Raw genomic sequence first — 19,332 nt, forward strand, 5'->3', positions numbered from 1 at the left:
GGTTCAACCTCTTGCTTTTTTAAACCTCTCTAAAATATAGGGTTTAAGCTTTATAAATCATCAACTAACAAATCATGAAAAACAAATTTTTATTTTTCTCTTTTCTAATTCTCAGTTTTAGTTCTAAAGCGCAAGATGCATGGAAAATTAGTGCTGATAAGATTGATCCAAACAAATATTTTGGCATTACTGCTGCTAATGGAATTTTAGGTATAGTATCATCTCCTCAACCGTTTAAAGTTAAAAATGTGATACTAGCTGGTGCTTATGATACTTATGGTCGCGGAAGAGTTAGCAATTTTTTAAATGGATTCAATTTGCTAAACATGTATATCGAAATCGATGGAAAACGTTTGGACGAACAGAATACATCGAACATGCAGCAGCAATTGGATATGAAGCATGCAGCTTTTACAACGCAGCTTCAATTTGGAAAAAAGGCAAATGTAAAATACACTTATTATGCGCTTCGGCATTTACCTTTTACGGTTTTAATGGACGTAACCATTACAGCAAATGAAGATTTAAAATTAACTGCTGCAAGTGTAATGGAAACTCCTGATGCGTTACGAGATGTAGAAAATTATTATAATGAAATAGATAGGCCTCATGTAACTTTAAGTTTGCTTACTTCAACAGCCAAAAGTCCGACTGGTAAATTGCAGCTATGTGCTTCGAATAGTTTTTTATTCACAGAGCAGCATGGGAGTGAACCCAAAATTATCCACGAAATGTGGGATAATAATAGTCATTTAATGAAGTTTAGTAAAACTTTAAAAGCTGGTGAAACCTACACATATTCGGTTGTCGGTAGTACTATCAGTTCTGCTCAACATGCCGATCCATTGAATGAAGCGGAGCGAATGACGATTTTCGCTAAGCTTGAAGGGCACGACAGGTTGATTAAATTTCACAATTCGTCTTGGGATGAACTTTGGAAATCAGACATTATAATTGATGGAGACCCACAAGCACAGCAAGATGTACACAGCATGCTGTATCATTTGACCTCATTTTCTCGTGCAGGAACTTCTTATTCCCTCTCGCCAATGGGTTTATCTGGCTTAGGGTATAATGGACATATTTTTTGGGATACCGACATCTGGATGTTTCCTGCATTGTTAGTTCTACATCCCGACATTGCTAAATCATTAATTGAATATAGGTTTGAAAGATTAGAGCCAGCCAAAAGAAATGCATTCTCACACGGTTATAAAGGTGCAATGTATCCTTGGGAAAGTGCCGATTCTGGCGTAGAAGAAACTCCGGTTTGGGCTTTAAGCGGACCATTTGAACACCACATTAGTGCAGATGTTGCCTTAGCTGCTTGGAATTATTATTGTGTAACGCAAGATAAAACTTGGCTCAAAGAAAAAGGTTGGCCAATCTTATCTGCAACTGCTGATTTTTGGGCTAGCAGGGTAGAACGAAATGGACCAAATCAATATGATATTAAAAACGTTGTAGCTGCTGATGAATGGGCAGAAAATGTTGATAATAATGCATTTACAAATGCTGCGGCGAAGTTAAATCTGGTTAATGCAAATGCAGCGGCGGTAATTTTGGGTATGCCTCAAAATAAAGATTGGGATTTAGTTGCAAAGAATATTCCGATTTTAAAACTCGAGAATGGTGTTACAAAAGAGCATGCAACTTACAAAGGCGAAGGCATTAAACAGGCTGATGTTAACCTGCTATCATATCCGTTAAAAACCATTACAGATAAAAATCAAATAGAAAAAGACCTGGCTTATTATGAAACACGTATTCCTGATGAAGGTACACCGGCCATGACGCATGCCATTTTCGCACTTTTATATGCTAGAACAGGCAATGCAGAAAAGGCTTATTCGTACTTCAAAGAGGCTTATCAGCCAAATTTAAACCCGCCTTTTAGGGTTATTGCAGAAACCAAAGGAGGTACAAATCCATATTTTGCTACTGGAGCAGGTGGAGTTTTGCAAAGCGTATTGATGGGTTTCGGCGGATTGGACATTACCAATAAAGGAATAGTTCAAATCCCTAGTGTGTTGCCTCTTAACTGGAAATCACTCAAAATTACTGGTGTTGGTGTAGAAGGAAAAACTTTTACGGTTACAAGTAAAAATTAAATTGCAGCAACAAAACTTTTACAATGATGACTTTGAGTATCAATAGAATTTTAGCTTAATAAATCATTTTCTATTATGGAATCAAAGCTTTTCAATAGATTTTAACTATAACGTTATAAACTTTTATGATTGTTTTTCTAAACCTAATAATCCTACATTTATAAGAATTAATTTTATAGATAGAAACAAAAATATAATAATTATAAAATGGATATGGATTCAAATGATATCAGCAAATGCCCGTTTCATAACGGAAGTATGAAACATAACGTTGGTGGCGGCGGTACAAGAAATAATGATTGGTGGCCAAATCAATTAAAATTAAATATTCTACGTCAGAATTCTCCTTTATCAAATCCTGATAAAGATTTTGATTATGCAGAAGCTTTCAAAAGTTTAGATTTAGAAGCAGTTAAAAGTGATTTACATGCGTTAATGACTGATTCTCAAGATTGGTGGCCTGCAGATTTTGGCCATTATGGTGGTCTATTTATCAGAATGGCGTGGCACAGCGCCGGAACTTATCGTGTAGGTGATGGTCGTGGTGGTGCTGGAGCAGGCTTACAACGTTTTGCACCATTAAATAGCTGGCCTGATAATGTGAGTTTAGATAAAGCCCGCAGGTTGCTTTGGCCAATTAAACAAAAATATGGTCAAAAAATTTCCTGGGCAGATTTAATGATTCTTGCCGGAAATATCGCTTTAGAATCTATGGGTTTTAAAACTTTTGGTTTTGCCGGCGGCCGTGCAGATGTTTGGGAAGCAGATGAATCTGTTTATTGGGGTTCAGAAAGAACCTGGTTAGGTGGTGATATCCGTTATGCACATGGTTCATCTGGTGTAGGCGGTGATGGCGTATTGGTAAGTGATGATGATGCTGATGGTGATACGCATACCCGAAACTTAGAAAAGCCACTTGCGGCAGTTCAAATGGGTTTAATTTATGTTAATCCTGAAGGACCAGATGGAAATCCTGACCCGATTTTGGCAGCAAAGGATATACGCGAAACGTTTGGTCGAATGGCGATGAATGATGAGGAAACAGTAGCTTTAATTGCTGGTGGACATACATTTGGTAAAACTCATGGTGCAGCCTCTTCAGACCATGTGGGTTCAGAACCTGAAGGTACTGATATGGAGCACCAAGGATTTGGATGGCATAATAGTTATGCTTCTGGAAAAGGTGCCGATACCATTACAAGTGGTTTAGAGGTAACCTGGACAACTACACCAACACAATGGAGCAACAACTACTTCGAAAATCTTTTTGGATTTGAGTGGGAATTATCTAAAAGTCCGGCTGGTGCACACCAATGGGTAGCGAAAAACGCTGAAGCAATTATTCCTGATGCATTTGATTCGACAAAAAAACATTTGCCAACCATGCTTACTACAGATTTATCGCTAAGGTTAGATCCGGCTTATGAAAAAATATCACGGCATTTTCTAGAAAACCCAGAAGATTTTGCTGATGCTTTTGCTCGTGCATGGTTTAAATTAACGCACCGTGACATGGGTCCTTTAAGCCGTTACTTAGGTGCAGATGTTCCGCAAGAAGAATTATTATGGCAAGATCCAATTCCTGCAGTAAATCATCCATTGGTAAATGATAATGATGTTGAATCGTTAAAAAGCAAAATATTATCATCGGGCTTGAGCATTTCTGAATTGGTATCTACCGCATGGGCATCGGCATCGACTTTCCGTGGTTCAGATAAACGTGGTGGTGCAAATGGTGCTCGTATCCGCCTTTCGCCACAAAAAGATTGGAAAGTTAATAATCCTGTACAATTGAAAAAAGTGCTATCTGTTTTAGAAGGCATTCAGGAAGAATTTAATAGTTCTAATGCAGAAGGTAAAAAAATATCATTGGCTGATTTAATTGTACTTGCTGGTTCAGCTGCTGTAGAAAAAGCTGCGGCAAATGGTGGTCGTCAAATAAATATTCCTTTTCTTGCTGGTCGAATGGATGCTTCGCAGGAGCAAACAGATGTAGAATCCTTTAACTATTTGGAGCCGGTTGCGGATGGTTTCCGTAATTACCGTAAAGCAAAAATATCAGTTTCTACAGAAGAGTTGTTGGTTGATAAAGCAAATTTGTTAACGTTAACTGCTCCTGAATTAACTGTTTTGGTTGGTGGTTTACGTGTACTTGATACCAATTTTGATGGTTCTAAAAACGGTGTGTTCACACAAAATCCAGGACAATTAAGCAATGATTTCTTTGTGCATTTATTAGATATGAACACGGCCTGGAAAGCTACTTCAACTGAAAATGAAATATATTTAGGTAGTGACCGTTCGACCGGGCAACCGAAATGGATGGCAACACGGGCAGATTTAGTATTCGGATCGAACTCAGAACTTAGAGCTGTTGCAGAGGTTTATGGAAGTGCTGATGCAGGAGATAAATTTGTACATGATTTTGCAAAAGCGTGGACTAAAGTGATGAATCTTGATAGGTTCGATGTAACCAAGAACTAATTTACAAGACTCTTAAATGTAGTTCTATCGAGAAGTAAAAATTTGTAATTAATTAGAGGCTGTTTTCATTTAAAATTTATGATAACAGCCTCTTTTTCATTCCTGCCAAATGAAATGCTAAATTGAAAACCTAATTATTTATTCATAATTTGGCCTTATGCTTTTTGAGTTTAGCCTTTACAGCTGTCTTCTTCTCATCTTTTTCTTTCATATTTCAGTATATAGTTTTTTGTTTTTTAAAAGAGCTATAAAACTAGAAAACTATGCAGATAAATTAATGGGTTGGTTTTTGCTCATTGCTGCGCTTTTGATCATTCCTTTTATGGTCGGCTTTGCCGGCTGGTACGATAATCAGCCTTATCGCGATATTTTGTTTTTTGTCCCTTTTGTACATAGTTTGTTCATTGGGCCAATACTGTATTTCTACACCCAGTCTATTTTTAATTATAGTTTTCGAATAAAAGGAAAAGCATTTCTACATTTATTGCCGGGTGTACTTTACTTGGTAATAAACATGGCGTTAAGCTTAATTGATGTGCTTATCTATAAAAAATACCATCTAACCAGCGAATACGAAGATCCTGATTTCGCCACTTGGTACACACTTCTTTCAATGATAAGTGTGCTTATCTATCTATTCTTATCAATACGTTATTACAATCAATATAAAAAATATACGGCCATTGCTACATCTTTTGCAGACCAAGCCAGCTTAAAATGGCTTAGAAATTTTCTGTATGCATTTGCTTTATTGAGTGTAATGCCAATCATTAGAGCAATACTTTCCAATTTTACTTTTTTCGAGCGCATGCGGTATTTCGGACCTTGGTATTATTATGTAGGTTTTGCTATTGTTGTTTATTACATCGCCATTAACGCCTATCATGCTGTTTATTTGCCACTGTATAAGATCCAGTTCAATCCGATGCTGTTATCTGGATTTGATGAGGAACAATTAACTTCAATAACAGAAAGTAGTGAATCTACTATTGCATTAAATGAACCTTTAGTTGTTGATGAAAAGATGATTGCACTTAAAATGGCACTAATGCAATTGATGGAGAAGGAATTTTTATTTGAACGTTCGGATTTAACTTTAAGCGAAGTTGCTAAAAAACTTCATACAAATGCTGTTGTTTTAAGTAGGGCAGTAAATCAACAATTTGGTCTTAACTTTAACGACTATATTAATCAATATCGGGTTAATGCAGTAATTGAGCGATTATCTCTACCCGAATTTAAAAATCAAACTTTACTTGCCATTGCATTCGATGCAGGTTTTAATTCTAAAGCGACTTTTAATCGAAGCTTTAAAAAGTTTACAGGCAAAAACCCGAAAGATTTCCTTAATTAAAATAAATAGGTTGCAAATTATAATTTGAGCCCTCATAATGTTGCCTCAAATTATAATCTGAAGCGATAGCCTGTTGGATTATGGTGAGTTTTGATAAAAAAAGCTCAATCATGAAACACTTCTTAACTTACTTGTTTTTATGTTTTATCAATTTATCAGCCATTGCACAAAAGCCAGATAGTATTTCGATTAAAACAGATACACTAAAATCTTTTCGCCTTAACGAGGTGAATATAAAAAGCGCTATACCAATAATTCAGGTTAAGACAGATAAAACACAATTAAATGTTGATGCCATGCCGAATTCAGTTGGCTTAAATGGACTAGAACTATTAAGGCAAGTGCCTGGTGTTACTGTAGATGGACAAGATAACGTAAAAATTAGTGGTAAAAACGGCGTTCAGGTTTTATTAGATGGAAGAATCCAAACCCTGAATGGACAACAATTAAGTGCCTTGCTGAAGGGCACATCTGCATCTAACCTAAAAACAATCGAAGTGATTTCAAATCCGTCGGCTAAATACGATGCCGCCGGAAATGCCGGGATAATTAACCTTGTTTTCAAAAAATCTGGTGCTTATGGCACAAGCGGCAGCCTAACTGCCGGTTACCAAAAAATGGATAATTACAGGCAAAATGGTGCTTTCAATCTAAATAGTAAGGGGAAGAAGGTTTCAGTTTTTATAAACGGAAATTTGGATAATAGCTTGCAGTTTACAAAGGTGAATAGTAATCGTATTTTATCAGATAAAATTTTGAATCAGAGTGGATTAGAGAAACAAGGTTACAGCAATTCTATGGCTCGGGCTGGTTTAGAATATGTAATTACAGACAGACATAAAATTGGTATGATTTCCAGTTACCAACGTACATGGGATGATTTCCCTTCGCAAGCAAATACCCAGGTATCAGGAAATACCAGTGATTTACTTTTAACCAATACCTTAGCTAATTTGACAGAAAATCGTTTGTCGAATAATTTTAATTACCAATATCAAGGTGTAAACGAAAGTAAGTTGATGGTAGAAATAGATCAAATGCATTATACATCTCAATTGGGTAACAAGGTTGATAATCTTTTTACAACATCTGGCTTAGCTACATTATTTAACAATGATACAAAAAGTACAATAAATTTATATTCTGGTAAGGTTGATTATAGCCGTAAACTTGGAAAGGGTAACTTCGAATCTGGAATTAAATTTTCATCCAGCAAAACTGAAAATGCTTTGAGAGGATTTCAAAATGCAGCCTCTGGAACAACTATCAATCAATTTAATGACTTTAATTACGGTGAGAAAATCGCAGCTGTTTATGGAAGTTTTGAGCGGAGTTATGGTAAATTGAATGTACAGATAGGCTTAAGGGCAGAATATACTAAAATGAAAGGCCTTTCGGTAAACGAAATTGGTTTCGAAACAGCTTTACCAGATACATCTTACCTTAATCTTTTCCCAACTTTGTTTCTAAGGTATCAACTAAGTGAAAAAAGCAGCATGGGTTTTGCTTACAGTAGAAGGGTAAATCGTCCTTTGTTTCAAGATCAGAATCCATATATTTATAGAACGGATTTCTACTATGCATCGCAGGGGAATCCTTTGTTATTGCCTCAATTTACACAAAATTTGGAGTTCAATTACACTTTCGATGGTCAGCGACAGTTAAAATTAAATTACAGCTCAACACGCGATTTAATAGAATTTGTACGAACCCAACAAGGCGACCAAACATTAGAACTCCCAATAAACGCAGGGGTTCGAAGCTTTTTGAATATCAGTTTGAGTACGCCGTTTACATTTTTTAAAATTTGGTCTGGTTATTTTTCTGCCGAACCATATTATCAGTTTTACAAAGCTGATTTAAGTAAATATAATGGCCTAGCTAGTATAAACAGAGGTGGCGCGGGCTTTAACGGATATATAAGCAATACATTTAATTTAGGGAAAAATTGGAAGGCTGGTTTAAGCAGCTGGTTTAATTATGCAAGTCGGTCATCTATTTATAGTACCAAAGCCATTTACAGTGTAGATTTATCACTAAAAAAATCTTTTATGGATGATAAGCTAAATTTAAATTTGGCCTTGAGAGACGTATTTAATACACAAAGATGGGAGCAAACTGCCATCATCGGACAGATAGACCAAACCAACTCCAGAAAGTGGGAAAGCCGTGGTTTATACGTGGGCTTGAATTACAATTTTGGAAATAAAAAAGTTAAAAGTATAGGTACAGACAAAGGTAAAACAGAAGAACAGGAGCGAATTAAATCAAGAGGGTAAAGCTTTAATTTAAATTATCTTCGGAATTTTGTTCTGTGGTTGTGGTTATTTTGATTCAATAGTAACGATTTTTATGTATCGACTAAAACAATCTTAGGTTTTAGAGTGTTTGCCTTCAAGAATTATGTATAAAGCCAAATATTAAAGCCAATAATAAAGTTAAAATTGTACTATAATGAGATAATTACATCAATAGCTACCTTAATTATTTGCTGTAACTTATTTCTCGGTAATTAATAAATAATCAATTTTTTTCGAATAAAATTATACAACTTGACAACAGAAAATACACCTCAAACAGAACGCAAACCAGTTGTTTCAATAATATTGCTAATACTTGGCCTGGGTTTATTGTTATGCGTAGAAGGCTATTATGGTTTTCGATTGCACACACTTTCTGGTCAGCAGAAGGAGATTAAGGAAGATTATTCGAACGTAAATAATATTACGTTGGGTTTATTCTCTGTTGATCAATGGCATGATGAAGTTGCAGGAATCTTAAAAAATCAGGTTCGAAATTTCAAAATGACGCCGAAGCAAAAGAGAGCGCTTCAGGTAGAGGTAGAACAGATTATATTAGCGCTGATTAACAAGGCAGAAGGCTTAATTAATAAACCACAAAAATCGGTAAGTGGAAAAATTACCAGGTTTGCAGTAAGAAATTTTGTGGACACCGATGATATCAAAGCTCAGATTCCTGGCTTTGCAAAAACAATTATAGCACAGGTAGATAACCCAAACAATAAAAAGCAATTGAGTACAATGGCTATGGGTAAGTTTACACAAATGGAAAATACAGGTGTTGTAGATAGTCTTTTATCAGAAAAAGAAGCTTTAATTTCTAAAGTGTATAAAAAATATCAGGTAAATACAGTTGATCAGTTTAATAATAAGCTAACCAAATCGCTAGATGACATTAAAAATAAAACATACACCTACTCATTCATCATGTTGATTTGTATCGTAATAGTTTTATCACTTTGGTGGATGCTTAGAAGAAGGGTAGAGCTTCACGCTACACTTTTTATTATGTCGTTATTGTTTGCCTTTATATTGCTGGCAGTTGGCTTAATGGCATCAATGATAGAGGTAGACGCCCGTATTAAATCATTAGATTTTATGCTTTTGGGTGAACATGTGGTATTTAAAAACCAGGTGTTATTTTTCCAAAGTAAGAGTATTTTAGATGTTGTTGAGGTTTTAATTAAACAGCCAGCAATTGATTCGATACTTGTGGGTGTTTTGATTTTGGTATTTAGTATTCTTTTTCCGGTAATGAAATTAAGCTCTACTGGTATTCATTTATTAGGGAAAAAGAAATTGGCTGAGAACAAGTTTATTAAATATTTCGCTTTTCAATCTGGCAAATGGAGTATGGCTGACGTTATTGTAATAGCAATTTTGATGGTTTACATCGGCTTAAATGGTTTGTTGGAAACGCAATTAGCAATGTTAAATATTAAGAGCGATGCCTTAACCATAATCACCACAAACAATACAGCATTGCAACCTGGTTATATCATATTCATAAGTTTTGTGTTATATGGTTTAACGCTATCAACCATTTTAAAGTTTATCACCCCGCATGATTCTCATTAGCATTATTCTAAATCTTTTTTCATTATTTTAAATTTAATACAGCTTTGACAACTCATATACAAGAACCTTCAGCTAAGAAAAATGGTCTGGCCAACGTTATACTAATCATCGCACTAAGTATATTGCTTGCCGGTATGGCTTATTTTGGATATCGTTTGCGCCAAACTTCTATAGAAAGAGAGCAGATAAAAGAAGATTACAGCATGGTTAATAACATCACGTTTGGTCTTTTTTCTGTAGATCAGTGGAGAAATAAAATCGTTTCTGTAGTAGAAGGGCAAGTTGGCGATTTTAAAATGACTGCTAAGCAGAAAAAGGAATTGCAAGCACAAGTTGAGGCGCAACTTAGTGGTTTGGTTAAAAAAACGGTTGCAGAGTTTAACAAACCTCAAAAATCGATAGGTGGTAAGTTAAAGAAGTTTGCGTTTAAACAATTTGTAGATCCGAAGAAAATACAAGCACTCGTTCCATCATTTGCCAGTACAATTATTGCGAAGATTAATAGTCCGGCAAGTATTAAAAGACTTAAAGGCATTGCAACGAGTAAAATAGATCAATTAGAAAAACAAACTTACGATAGTACAGAATTTGCTGGAGCAGCAGTTACAAAGTACATCGCTAAAAAATATAATGTATCCGATCCGGAACAATTCAATAAGAAAATTAATTCCCGTTTAGAAGGGATAAATAAAGATACCCAAAATGCCGCTTGGGCCATGATTGCTTGCTTAGTAGTTGCGCTAGGAATTTGGTTGATAATGAGAAAGCAAACGCAGCTTCATACCACTCATTTTGTTGTTTCGTTGTTGTTTGCCGTTGTGATATTAGCGGTTGGCATAACCACGCCAATTATTGAAGTTGATGCTAGAATACAATCTCTAAACTTTATGCTGCTTGGTAAAAAAATCGTGTTTGAAAATCAAGTATTATTCTTTCAAAGCAAAAGTATTTTAGATATTATTTGGGTTTTACTTAAACAGCCTAAGCCAGATTCGGTAGTTATTGGCGCACTGATTTTTATTTTCGTAATCATATTTCCGGTTTTAAGATTGATAGGCAAAGGAATTCACATTCTAGGAAATCACGAGTTTGGTGAGAACAAAGTTGTTAAATACTTAGCTTTAGACTCTGGTAAATGGGATATGGCTGATGTAATGGTAGTTGGGATTTTAATGACCTACATTGGTTTAAACGGAATTTTGAAAAGCCAATTATCCAATTTAAATATTCATAACGATTTTTTAACCACAATGACCGTTAACAACACATCATTGCAGCCTGGTTATTATGTATTTGTTGGATACGTTGCTTATGCAATCATATTATCTGTTATTATGAAAAGAATTACACCAAACGATACCATCATTTAATCAGGGGAAATAGGGGTTTATCATCTCAAGATATCTACTTAAAGGTTGTTGATTTTATACAACTTGAATATTTGCAGATTTTGCCCAGTTTTTGCTAAAAGCACTTCCTTAAATTTATAAAGTATATTTTTGGTCATGCCACTACTAAGTGGTATCGATGGATTATGCTTTTAAATCAAGATAACTTAAATTCTCTGGTAAAGAATATCTTATGGGTTGTTCTTTTCACCGCTCTGATAGCTACAAATACATTAAAAAGTTTCTCGCAATCACCATGGATTGCACTTGGCAAAAAACCATCAACTTTAGAGTTGGAGCAAGGATTTTTAACTTTTGATGCAGGCGATTTTAATTTAAAACTTGTAAAATCCTCGCAAACCGTCGCTGGATTAAGGCCCAAAACGATTAATGATTTTGATTTTGTACCAAGTGATAGCTTGAAAGTGAGAAGTTCTGATGGACTTTACCACCTCGGTGATATCAATTTAAAACTCAGAATTGGAGATGATCCAACGTGGAAAAGTTACAGCACGGCTGCTAAACGCAATCCTGTCAAAAATCTTTCGGTACCAAATGTACTTGCAGCGGCAGATTTAAGTCAAACTTTACCTTCAGATTTTCCATTAGCCTTAAAAAGAATTTGGGAAATGAAAGCAGGTAAATTGGTTCTGCGTTTCGAATTAACCAATAAAACAACTCAAAACATAGAAATAGGTGCCTTAGGTATCCCAATGGTATTTGATAATATTTTAGAAGGTAGAACACTCGAGCAAACACATGCTAAAAACGTTTTTTACGATCCTTATATCGGTATGGATGCCGGTTATCTACAAGTTACACGATTAAGTGGGCATGCGCCATCTTTAATTGTAGCACCTTATGGAAAAACCCCATTTGAAGCTAATAATCCATTAAATGATGATAAAACCCCACGTGGAATTGCTTTCGAAGGTTTTTATGAATGGATGGTTTGCAGTAAAGCTTATGCTGCAAATGAATGGAAAGGTGCTGAACAGTGGAATAATCCAACTTTTATAATTATAAAACCTGGTGAAACCAAAAGTTACGGACTTCAATTCATTTTATCTGGAACGGCAAAAGATACCGAAAATAAGCTTATAGAAAACCGCAAGCCGGTTGCCATGTCGGTTCCTGGATATGTCCTTCCAAAAGATGTTGATGCAAAATTGTTCATTAACTATCATAAAAAAATTAAATCTTTTGATCTTTATCCGGCAAATGCTTTAACAGTAAAAGCAAATGGTACCACTAAAAAAGGTTGGAAAAAATTTAATGTTAAAGGTATAATTTCTGGTAGAGTAAGGTTAACTATAAACTATGCAGACGGGTTAATTCAAACGATAAACTATAAAGTTATTGAGCCTGAAAATGAAGTAATTGCAAGTTATGGCAATTTTTTATTAACGAAACAATGGTTCGATAAACCCGATGCTGTTTTTAAAAGAAGTCCATCTGTTATCACCTATGATTATGAAAAACAACAGCAGGTTACGCAAGATAACAGAGCGTGGATTGCTGGGTTAAGTGATGAAGGTGGCGCTGGTTCATGGCTTGGTGCAATGATGAAACAGTTGGTTCAGCCCAAAAAAGCAGAGGTAGATAAACTAAAGCAATTTGTAGATACCGTAATGTTCGGACGAATCCAGATAAAGGAAGGACCCGAAAAATTTGGGGTTCGAAAAAGCTTATTTTATTATGCGCCAGATTCTTTGCCTAATGGTACCTATTCACAAGATATAAATTTTAAAACATGGTCTGCATGGCCAAAAAAGGAGGCTGATAATCTTGGTCGTTCATATAACTATCCACATGTTGCAGCAGCGCATTGGGTAATGTATCGCCTGGCTCGAAATTATCAAGGCTTGGTTGATGAAAGAACCTGGAAACAACATTTAATCAATGCCGCCGAAACTGGTTTAGCCATGATAAATATTGCTCCGTATTATGCGCAGTTTGGCCAAATGGAAGGCACCATTTTTTACCTGATTTTAAAGGATTTAAAAAATGAAGGCTTAACCGAAGAAGCAAACAAGTTAGAAGGTGAAATGAAAAAAAGAGCAAACCATTGGCGCTCGTTGGATTACCCTTTTGGAAGCGAAATGCCTTGGGATTCGACAGGGCAGGAGGAAGTGTATGTTTGGTCGAATTATTTTGGTTATCAGGATAAAGCCCAGGTAACGCTCGATGCAATTCTTGCCTACATGCCGGTAGTTCCACATTGGGCTTACAATGGCAATGCCCGCAGGTATTGGGATTTTTTATACGGTGGTAAGTTAATGCGTATCGAACGTATGATTCATCACTATGGTTCTGCGCTTAATGCAATTCCGGTCTTAATGGATTATCGTAAACATCCCAACGATTTTTATTTATTACGTACAGGCTATGGCGGATTAATGGGTTCTATATCTAATATCACAAAAGATGGTTTTGCACCAGCGGCTTTTCATTCTTATCCATCTACACTAAAAAATGATGGCATTACAGGAGATTATGGTTCGGGCTTTTTTGGTTATGCCGTAAATACATCATCCTACATTTTTAATCATAATGATTTTGGATGGCTTGCTTTTGGTGGAAATCTAACTAAGCAATCTAATATTGTTACCATTAAGCCAACCACGGCTGCAAAGTCTTCTGTTTATATTGCGCCGGCCGGGCTTTGGCTTACATTAGATGCCGGAACAATTGATGAGCTGAGTTACAATACTAAAAATGGAGAAATTAAATTGAAATTAAACAAGGCTAATGAGCACACAGCTAGAGCAATTTTAAGAATAAGTCAACCTGCAAAAATTGAAGGTATTGGTGTTTGCAAAGTAAAGAATATAGAAATTGGAAAAAGAGGCGCTTATGAATTTCAACTTAAAAGTGAAAACACAACTGATGTAAATATAAGTACGCAATAGATTGGTTTCATTTTCAATCAATTATAAATTTCTTGAAACCATAAAGCATTTTTCAGGTTATTTAAACATGGAAAAAGAGCTACTTGCAATACAATACTTTCAGCTAAAAGAAAAAGCACTGGTACAACGCGAATACATCGACTATACAATGGCTGATCATCTAAAACTGCTAAAAGAGGATAAAACTGAAACAGGAAAAGAACATTTAGAGCAATACAAAAAAGAAATTGATGCTGCGGAGGATGAATTTCTACAAACAATTTTAAACGTTAAACCAATATTTGAAAAGCTGTTTTTGTATTTGCAAAGCGATGCCGCGACTAAAAAATCACCATATACTTTCAACTTTATGGATATGCAGATTGAAATGTATATTGATGATAACAAGAATATTCACTACAAAAAGTCTTAAGAATTTTCATTGCTACTTTCTAATTTAAAAGCTTTCAAATTAGAGGCGACTAAATTTTTATTCCTAAATACAATTTCAAAGGAAACGGTTTCACCAACTGCCGGTATTTTTTTAGAGTCGTCTCTATAAAATCGGATATGCTGGTTGTTGCTGTCTTTGATGATACCGACACCGGCAGATTTGTTAAAAGAAAGAATTATTCCAGTACGCATTTCGTATATTTTGTAGTACTTCCAATACTAAATTTCTAGTATTACTAAGTCTAAAGTAAAAGTTTTGATTGATAAATCTGAGCCGTGTAGTTTACATGCAAAATAGAGTAGATTAAACTATGTATATAGTAGATTTGAGTATCTATATATTTTACTTTTAATTTTCAGCATTAAGTAGATATAATGCTTCATTTTATAGATATTATTATTGTTATTGGTGGTTTTTAGCTACCTTTCCAACGTCGATTTATCCCACCGACTTTGAAGATGGAGACTAAAAGCGAGCAGATAAAAACTCTGATCGGATTGAATGATGAGCTGGAAAATTATTTTCGTAATACAATTATTCCACAGCTATTTGTAGATGCTCATCTTATACTTCGCAAATTTACGCCGCCTGCTATGAAGCAATTTAGCTTAAAAATGGAGGATGTAGGAAGGCCAATGGCTGATATTAAAGATAATTTCAGGTTTCCGAGCATTATTGAAAATGTGAAATATGTTATAGAATCAGGAGAATTGTTGGAGAAAGAAATTCAAACTACTGATATGCGCTGGTATCAGATGAATATTTTGCCTTACCTGGTAGCTAAAGAAAAAAAAACGGATGGAGTTATCATAACCTTTGTAGAAATTACCATGCGTATTCGTGATTTGAGAGAGCAGGAAAAGCTTATAGCAGAGCATGAAATATTATTGGATACCATTTCTCATGACATCAAAACGCCACTTACCAGCCTAGGTCTTACGATTGAAATGCTAAGAAAAATTCCTGAAAAAGGCATGGGAAAATTTCCAATGTTATTGGAAAAGGTTGAGAGCAGCCTGATAAAGATGAAGGATATTATTTATGATTTAACAGAATCAAGACAATCTGAACATCGCTATAATGCGATAGAAGAACTGTTAAATTTTGAGCACATCATGGAAGATGTTAGACTTACACTTGCACCTCAAATCATGGAAACCGGGGCAATAATTGAATGTGAGGTTTGCCATTCTGAAATTGTTTTTGTAAGGCGAAAATTGCGTAGCGTTATATTCAACCTTGTAAGCAATGCTATAAAATATGCGTTACCTGGTAGAACCCCAAAAGTTGTTTTAAGTACTTCAAATGAAAATGGATTTACAACAATTTCGGTTTCTGATAACGGGCGGGGGATTGCAGAAGATGATTTGTCAAAGATATTTGCAAAATATGAACGTATTGCCAAAGATGTTGAAGGAACAGGAATAGGCCTTTATCTGGTTAAGGAGATTGTTAATTTAGCAGGTGGGCACATTACTGTTGAAAGCAAAATAAACGAAGGCACAACTTTTAAGGTGTATCTTAAAAATCAGGTTTAACCTTCATCATTTATCCACACAAACTTTTAGTTTTAATGGTTATAGCATCATAAACTTCTTTAGCCAAATCGTTTTCTGTTAATTTGGTTATAATGGCATAAACAGGATTAATCATTATAGAAACTAAGTTTAAGCTATTGGCTTCAATCTTTAACGATTTATGATCAGAGCTGATTTTGGTATTAACATTAAACATATTAGCAGAAAGAATTTCTATTGTGTTTAGATAATTATCTGCGGTTTTATTAAAAGGGATGTATATATATTCTTTAGTAAGCATAAACAATCAACATCAATTGATAAAAATAGTTTTAGGCTACCAGAATTTCTTTCTAAAGAGATGAACTATAATTGAATAAGTATATAGAGTTACAGTTTGCATTGTGTCCGTATTGCTTGTACAACACGTCATGCTGAATTTATTTCAGCATCTTAAATGCAAGAAAGATCCTGAAATAAATTCAGGGTGACGTAAACTAAAAAAAAAGCAACTTGTTAATGATGAGGAGTAACTTCAAGATTCGAACTCAGTTTATAAGTTTTATTTAACTCTATTCGAACTGCATTTTTTGCTACAATATACTATGCTATCCCAATTTTTCTCCCATTTTTTTCGCCAAGTAAAAGGACGATGGCAAACCGGACACATCTTTGTAGGCAAATTTTCTTTTTTAACGTTGTTCATTGCTTTATCATAGTATGTATGCATAATGTAATTTATCGGTAAAGAACATAAATAAAATTGATTTTTTATTGTTTCGAAAGCATATTTGCAGCAAATATTGGCTACAAGCGGCTAATATTTATTTGTAATCAGCTTGTTACAAAACATACATTTGAGGAAACCTGTTACGTGAACGATTTATGAAAAAACACCATCGAGTAAATAGTCTTACGCCCTGGCAACGGCTTGTGGAAATGCTTCACGTAGAGCGTTCGACAATCAACTACATTTTTTTATATGCCGGATTTATAGGTATTATAGGCTTGTCTCTCCCTTTAGGTACAGCAGCCGTGTTTAACCTATTATCAAACGGCTCTATGTATAGCTCCACATATATACTAATCGCCGCAATATTATTAGGTATAGTTATTGGCGGAATTTTATTAAAGGGTCAACTTGCATTGGTGGAATTTTTAGAGCAGAAGATTTTCATTAAAGCTGCTATTGAGTTTGCGTATCGTTTGCCTCGGATTAAGAAAAAAGAACTCGAAGGTGAGAATCCACAAGAATTGGTTAACCGTTTTTTTGATGTATTAACCATTCAGAAGGGTTTAACAAAATTGCTAATCGATATTGTTGCTGCGGCAGTTCTTATTGTGTTCAGTGCCATTTTGCTTTCCTTTTATCATCCAATATTTATCGGTTTTGGAATTTTTACCATCCTTTGTATTTCGATAATTATACTTATTTACTACAGAAGAGGTGTAGAAACCAGTATCGAAGAATCTGAATATAAATATGAAGTAGTCGGATATTTAGAAGAAGTTGCTTCAAATTTAGATGAATACCGCGGGCAGGAAGATAAAATGGCAAAAGTAACATCAATAACAGATCAAATTACTGCAAAGTACATTGCCGCAAGAAATGATCACTTTAGTATTTTAAGAAGACTTTTTGCCAGTGCTGTAGCATTGCGTACCATTTTAATGGGCGGATTACTTTTGCTTGGGTCGTACTTTGTGGTAGAACGCCAGATGACTTTCGGACAATTTGTTGCTGCAGAAGTAATTATTGTTCAGATATCATATGCCGTAGAAAAACTTATGACCAGCTTAAATACTGTTTTTGATATGGTTACAGGAAGCGAGAAATTAGCTGTTGTTACCGATTTGGAAATTGAGGAAGGAGGTGTTCATCATGACTAACGAAACCAAAAAACTCGTGGTACAAAAGGTTGATGAATATTCTCTATTATCAAAAGCACAACTAATATCATCAAACGGAGCACGATTGCTTGGCAGGATAATGATAGGTGTTTTGGTAATATTCATCATCATTTTATTGCTTCCATGGCGCCAAACCATTTCCGGGCGTGGCGTAATAACTGCTTTAAGACCAGAAGATAGGCCTCAAACAGTTCAAAACCAAATTGGTGGCAGGATAGAATATTGGGCAGTAAGAGAAGGAGAGGAAGTAAAAAAAGGCGATACCATTTTGGTGATTTCCGAAACAAATCAATCGTACTTTAACCCCGATTTGCCTGAAAGATTAGATGAGCAACTTGACGCCAAACGCAACAGCGAAATTGCCGCGGAGCAAAAAATTGCAGCTACAGATGCGCAAATTAGTGCTTTAACTAACGGACTTCGTATTCAATTACAAGCGGCTGAAAATGATGTTAGGAAAGCCAAAAATACAGTAAGAATAGATAGTGCCGACTTAATAGCCATTAGAAATTTTTATCAAACCAGTCGCTCTAGGTTAGAGCGTTACGAAGCCGGATATAAAAATGGTTTATTTTCATTAACGGATATTGAAACCAGAAGATTAAAACTTCAGGAAGATAAAGCGAAAGAAGTTAGTCAGGAAAATAAATTAAGTAGTGCAAGGCAAGCGCTTTCTAGTGCAATTATCGAGTTGGATAACATCCGGGCTAAATACAATCAGTCACTTGCCTCGGCACAATCCGATAAAAGTTCTGCACTTTCGGGCAAGGCATCTGTTCGCGAAGAAATTTCAAGGCTTAAAAATGAAATGTCGAACATTAAAATTCGGCGGAGTTTATATATAGTTAGAGCGCCACAAGACGGTTATATTGTAAAAACATTAAAGGCAGGCTTAGGTGAGAACATAAAGGAAGGTGAGTCTATTGCCACCTTACAACCACTTTCGCCAATGGTGGCTGCCGAAATTTATGTAGATGCGATGGATGTGCCATTGATATTAGATAGCAGTGATGTAAGGTTGCAATTTGAAGGATGGCCATCAGTTCAATTTTCGGGTTGGCCTTCTGTTGCAATCGGAACTTTTGGAGGTAAAGTATCTGTAATTGATAGGGTTAGTACCGATGGTAAATACCGCATTTTGGTTAGGCAGTTAACCCATTTACCTAAAAATGAAGAACCATGGCCAATTCAGTTAAGGCAAGGTTCTGGTGTGTACGGCAGGGTTATACTTAGAACAGTTCCAGTATGGTACGAAATATGGCGCCAATTAAATGGTTTTCCACCTAGTTTGGATAAAGCACCATCCAAAGAAAATATAAATAACAAATAAATCTAATCAACAGA

14 protein-coding genes are annotated in these 19,332 nt (G+C 35.3%); 11 read left to right on the top strand and 3 right to left on the bottom strand.

Annotation, left to right across the window (positions count from 1 at the left end; translation table 11 throughout):
* Positions 1-74: 74 nt before the first annotated feature.
* The 8 genes from D7004_RS11145 to D7004_RS11180 all read left to right on the top strand — a co-directional run bounded on the left by D7004_RS11145 (position 75) and on the right by D7004_RS11180 (position 14,539).
* Positions 75-2,111, top strand: coding sequence for a glycoside hydrolase family 65 protein (locus D7004_RS11145; RefSeq protein ID WP_123205939.1), 2,037 nt, complete (start codon positions 75-77; stop codon positions 2,109-2,111).
* A 207-nt stretch (positions 2,112-2,318) separates the two neighbouring features.
* Positions 2,319-4,595: a catalase/peroxidase HPI gene (gene katG, locus D7004_RS11150; protein ID WP_123205940.1), complete on the top strand. Its 2,277-nt coding sequence runs from the start codon at positions 2,319-2,321 to the stop codon at positions 4,593-4,595.
* Between the two features lie 229 nt (positions 4,596-4,824).
* Positions 4,825-5,949, top strand: coding sequence for a helix-turn-helix domain-containing protein (locus D7004_RS11155; protein WP_167459479.1), 1,125 nt, complete (start codon positions 4,825-4,827; stop codon positions 5,947-5,949).
* Positions 5,950-6,059: 110 nt separating this feature from the next.
* A complete protein-coding gene (locus D7004_RS11160; RefSeq protein WP_167459480.1) occupies positions 6,060-8,228 on the top strand; it encodes an outer membrane beta-barrel family protein in 2,169 nt (722 codons plus the stop codon).
* Between the two features lie 273 nt (positions 8,229-8,501).
* Complete coding sequence (locus D7004_RS11165) at positions 8,502-9,827, top strand: paraquat-inducible protein A (RefSeq protein WP_123205943.1); 1,326 nt, start codon at positions 8,502-8,504, stop codon at positions 9,825-9,827.
* A gap of 44 nt (positions 9,828-9,871) precedes the next feature.
* Positions 9,872-11,197 carry a paraquat-inducible protein A gene (locus D7004_RS11170; RefSeq protein WP_244214304.1) on the top strand — a complete coding sequence of 442 codons (1,326 nt, stop codon included), beginning with the start codon at positions 9,872-9,874 and terminating at the stop codon, positions 11,195-11,197.
* 164 nt (positions 11,198-11,361) lie between these two features.
* Positions 11,362-14,127: a DUF5695 domain-containing protein gene (locus D7004_RS11175; protein WP_123205945.1), complete on the top strand. Its 2,766-nt coding sequence runs from the start codon at positions 11,362-11,364 to the stop codon at positions 14,125-14,127.
* A 67-nt stretch (positions 14,128-14,194) separates the two neighbouring features.
* Positions 14,195-14,539 (top strand): hypothetical protein, encoded by a 345-nt coding sequence (locus D7004_RS11180; protein WP_123205946.1) that lies wholly within the window; start codon positions 14,195-14,197, stop codon positions 14,537-14,539.
* On the opposite strand, the gene D7004_RS11185 is transcribed toward D7004_RS11180, so the two are convergent.
* Entirely contained in the window at positions 14,536-14,751 is a 216-nt protein-coding gene (locus tag D7004_RS11185; protein ID WP_123205947.1) for a cold-shock protein, read from the bottom strand. The genes D7004_RS11180 and D7004_RS11185 overlap by 4 nt on opposite strands.
* A gap of 267 nt (positions 14,752-15,018) precedes the next feature.
* On the opposite strand from D7004_RS11185, the gene D7004_RS11190 reads away from it, so the two are divergent.
* On the top strand, positions 15,019-16,098 hold the full coding sequence (locus D7004_RS11190; RefSeq protein WP_123205948.1) for a sensor histidine kinase: 1,080 nt from the start codon (positions 15,019-15,021) through the stop codon (positions 16,096-16,098).
* A 10-nt stretch (positions 16,099-16,108) separates the two neighbouring features.
* Here D7004_RS11190 and D7004_RS11195 read toward each other — a convergent pair whose 3' ends face one another.
* Both D7004_RS11195 and D7004_RS21150 read right to left on the bottom strand, forming a co-directional pair.
* Positions 16,109-16,378 carry a hypothetical protein gene (locus tag D7004_RS11195; protein ID WP_123205949.1) on the bottom strand — a complete coding sequence of 90 codons (270 nt, stop codon included), beginning with the start codon at positions 16,376-16,378 and terminating at the stop codon, positions 16,109-16,111.
* A 261-nt stretch (positions 16,379-16,639) separates the two neighbouring features.
* Positions 16,640-16,807, bottom strand: a complete 168-nt coding sequence (locus D7004_RS21150; RefSeq protein WP_341867670.1) for a DUF2256 domain-containing protein — start codon at positions 16,805-16,807, stop codon at positions 16,640-16,642.
* Positions 16,808-16,962: 155 nt separating this feature from the next.
* On the opposite strand from D7004_RS21150, the gene D7004_RS11205 reads away from it, so the two are divergent.
* Both D7004_RS11205 and D7004_RS11210 read left to right on the top strand, forming a co-directional pair.
* Complete coding sequence (locus D7004_RS11205) at positions 16,963-17,967, top strand: ABC transporter transmembrane domain-containing protein (protein WP_123205950.1); 1,005 nt, start codon at positions 16,963-16,965, stop codon at positions 17,965-17,967.
* The gene (locus D7004_RS11210) at positions 17,960-19,318 is read left to right on the top strand and encodes an HlyD family secretion protein (protein ID WP_123205951.1); all 1,359 of its coding nucleotides are present in this window, start codon (positions 17,960-17,962) and stop codon (positions 19,316-19,318) included. The genes D7004_RS11205 and D7004_RS11210 overlap by 8 nt, the downstream gene beginning before the upstream one ends.
* Positions 19,319-19,332 lie beyond the last annotated feature (14 nt).

The organism is Pedobacter jejuensis (assembly GCF_003725795.1).
GTDB classification, from domain to species: Bacteria; Bacteroidota; Bacteroidia; order Sphingobacteriales; family Sphingobacteriaceae; genus Pedobacter; species Pedobacter jejuensis.

What these genes read in the sequence shown, in the direction of transcription:
- D7004_RS11205 (WP_123205950.1), top strand. Translation starts at nt 16,963, where the DNA reads ATGAAAAAACACCATCGAGTAAATAGTCTTACGCCCTGGCAACGGCTT.
- D7004_RS11185 (WP_123205947.1), bottom strand. Translation starts at nt 14,751, where the DNA reads ATGCGTACTGGAATAATTCTTTCTTTTAACAAATCTGCCGGTGTCGGT.
- D7004_RS11175 (WP_123205945.1), top strand. Translation starts at nt 11,362, where the DNA reads ATGCTTTTAAATCAAGATAACTTAAATTCTCTGGTAAAGAATATCTTA.
- D7004_RS21150 (WP_341867670.1), bottom strand. Translation starts at nt 16,807, where the DNA reads ATGCATACATACTATGATAAAGCAATGAACAACGTTAAAAAAGAAAAT.
- D7004_RS11190 (WP_123205948.1), top strand. Translation starts at nt 15,019, where the DNA reads ATGGAGACTAAAAGCGAGCAGATAAAAACTCTGATCGGATTGAATGAT.
- katG (WP_123205940.1), top strand. Translation starts at nt 2,319, where the DNA reads ATGGATATGGATTCAAATGATATCAGCAAATGCCCGTTTCATAACGGA.
- D7004_RS11145 (WP_123205939.1), top strand. Translation starts at nt 75, where the DNA reads ATGAAAAACAAATTTTTATTTTTCTCTTTTCTAATTCTCAGTTTTAGT.
- D7004_RS11180 (WP_123205946.1), top strand. Translation starts at nt 14,195, where the DNA reads ATGGAAAAAGAGCTACTTGCAATACAATACTTTCAGCTAAAAGAAAAA.
- D7004_RS11210 (WP_123205951.1), top strand. Translation starts at nt 17,960, where the DNA reads ATGACTAACGAAACCAAAAAACTCGTGGTACAAAAGGTTGATGAATAT.
- D7004_RS11195 (WP_123205949.1), bottom strand. Translation starts at nt 16,378, where the DNA reads ATGCTTACTAAAGAATATATATACATCCCTTTTAATAAAACCGCAGAT.
- D7004_RS11160 (WP_167459480.1), top strand. Translation starts at nt 6,060, where the DNA reads ATGAAACACTTCTTAACTTACTTGTTTTTATGTTTTATCAATTTATCA.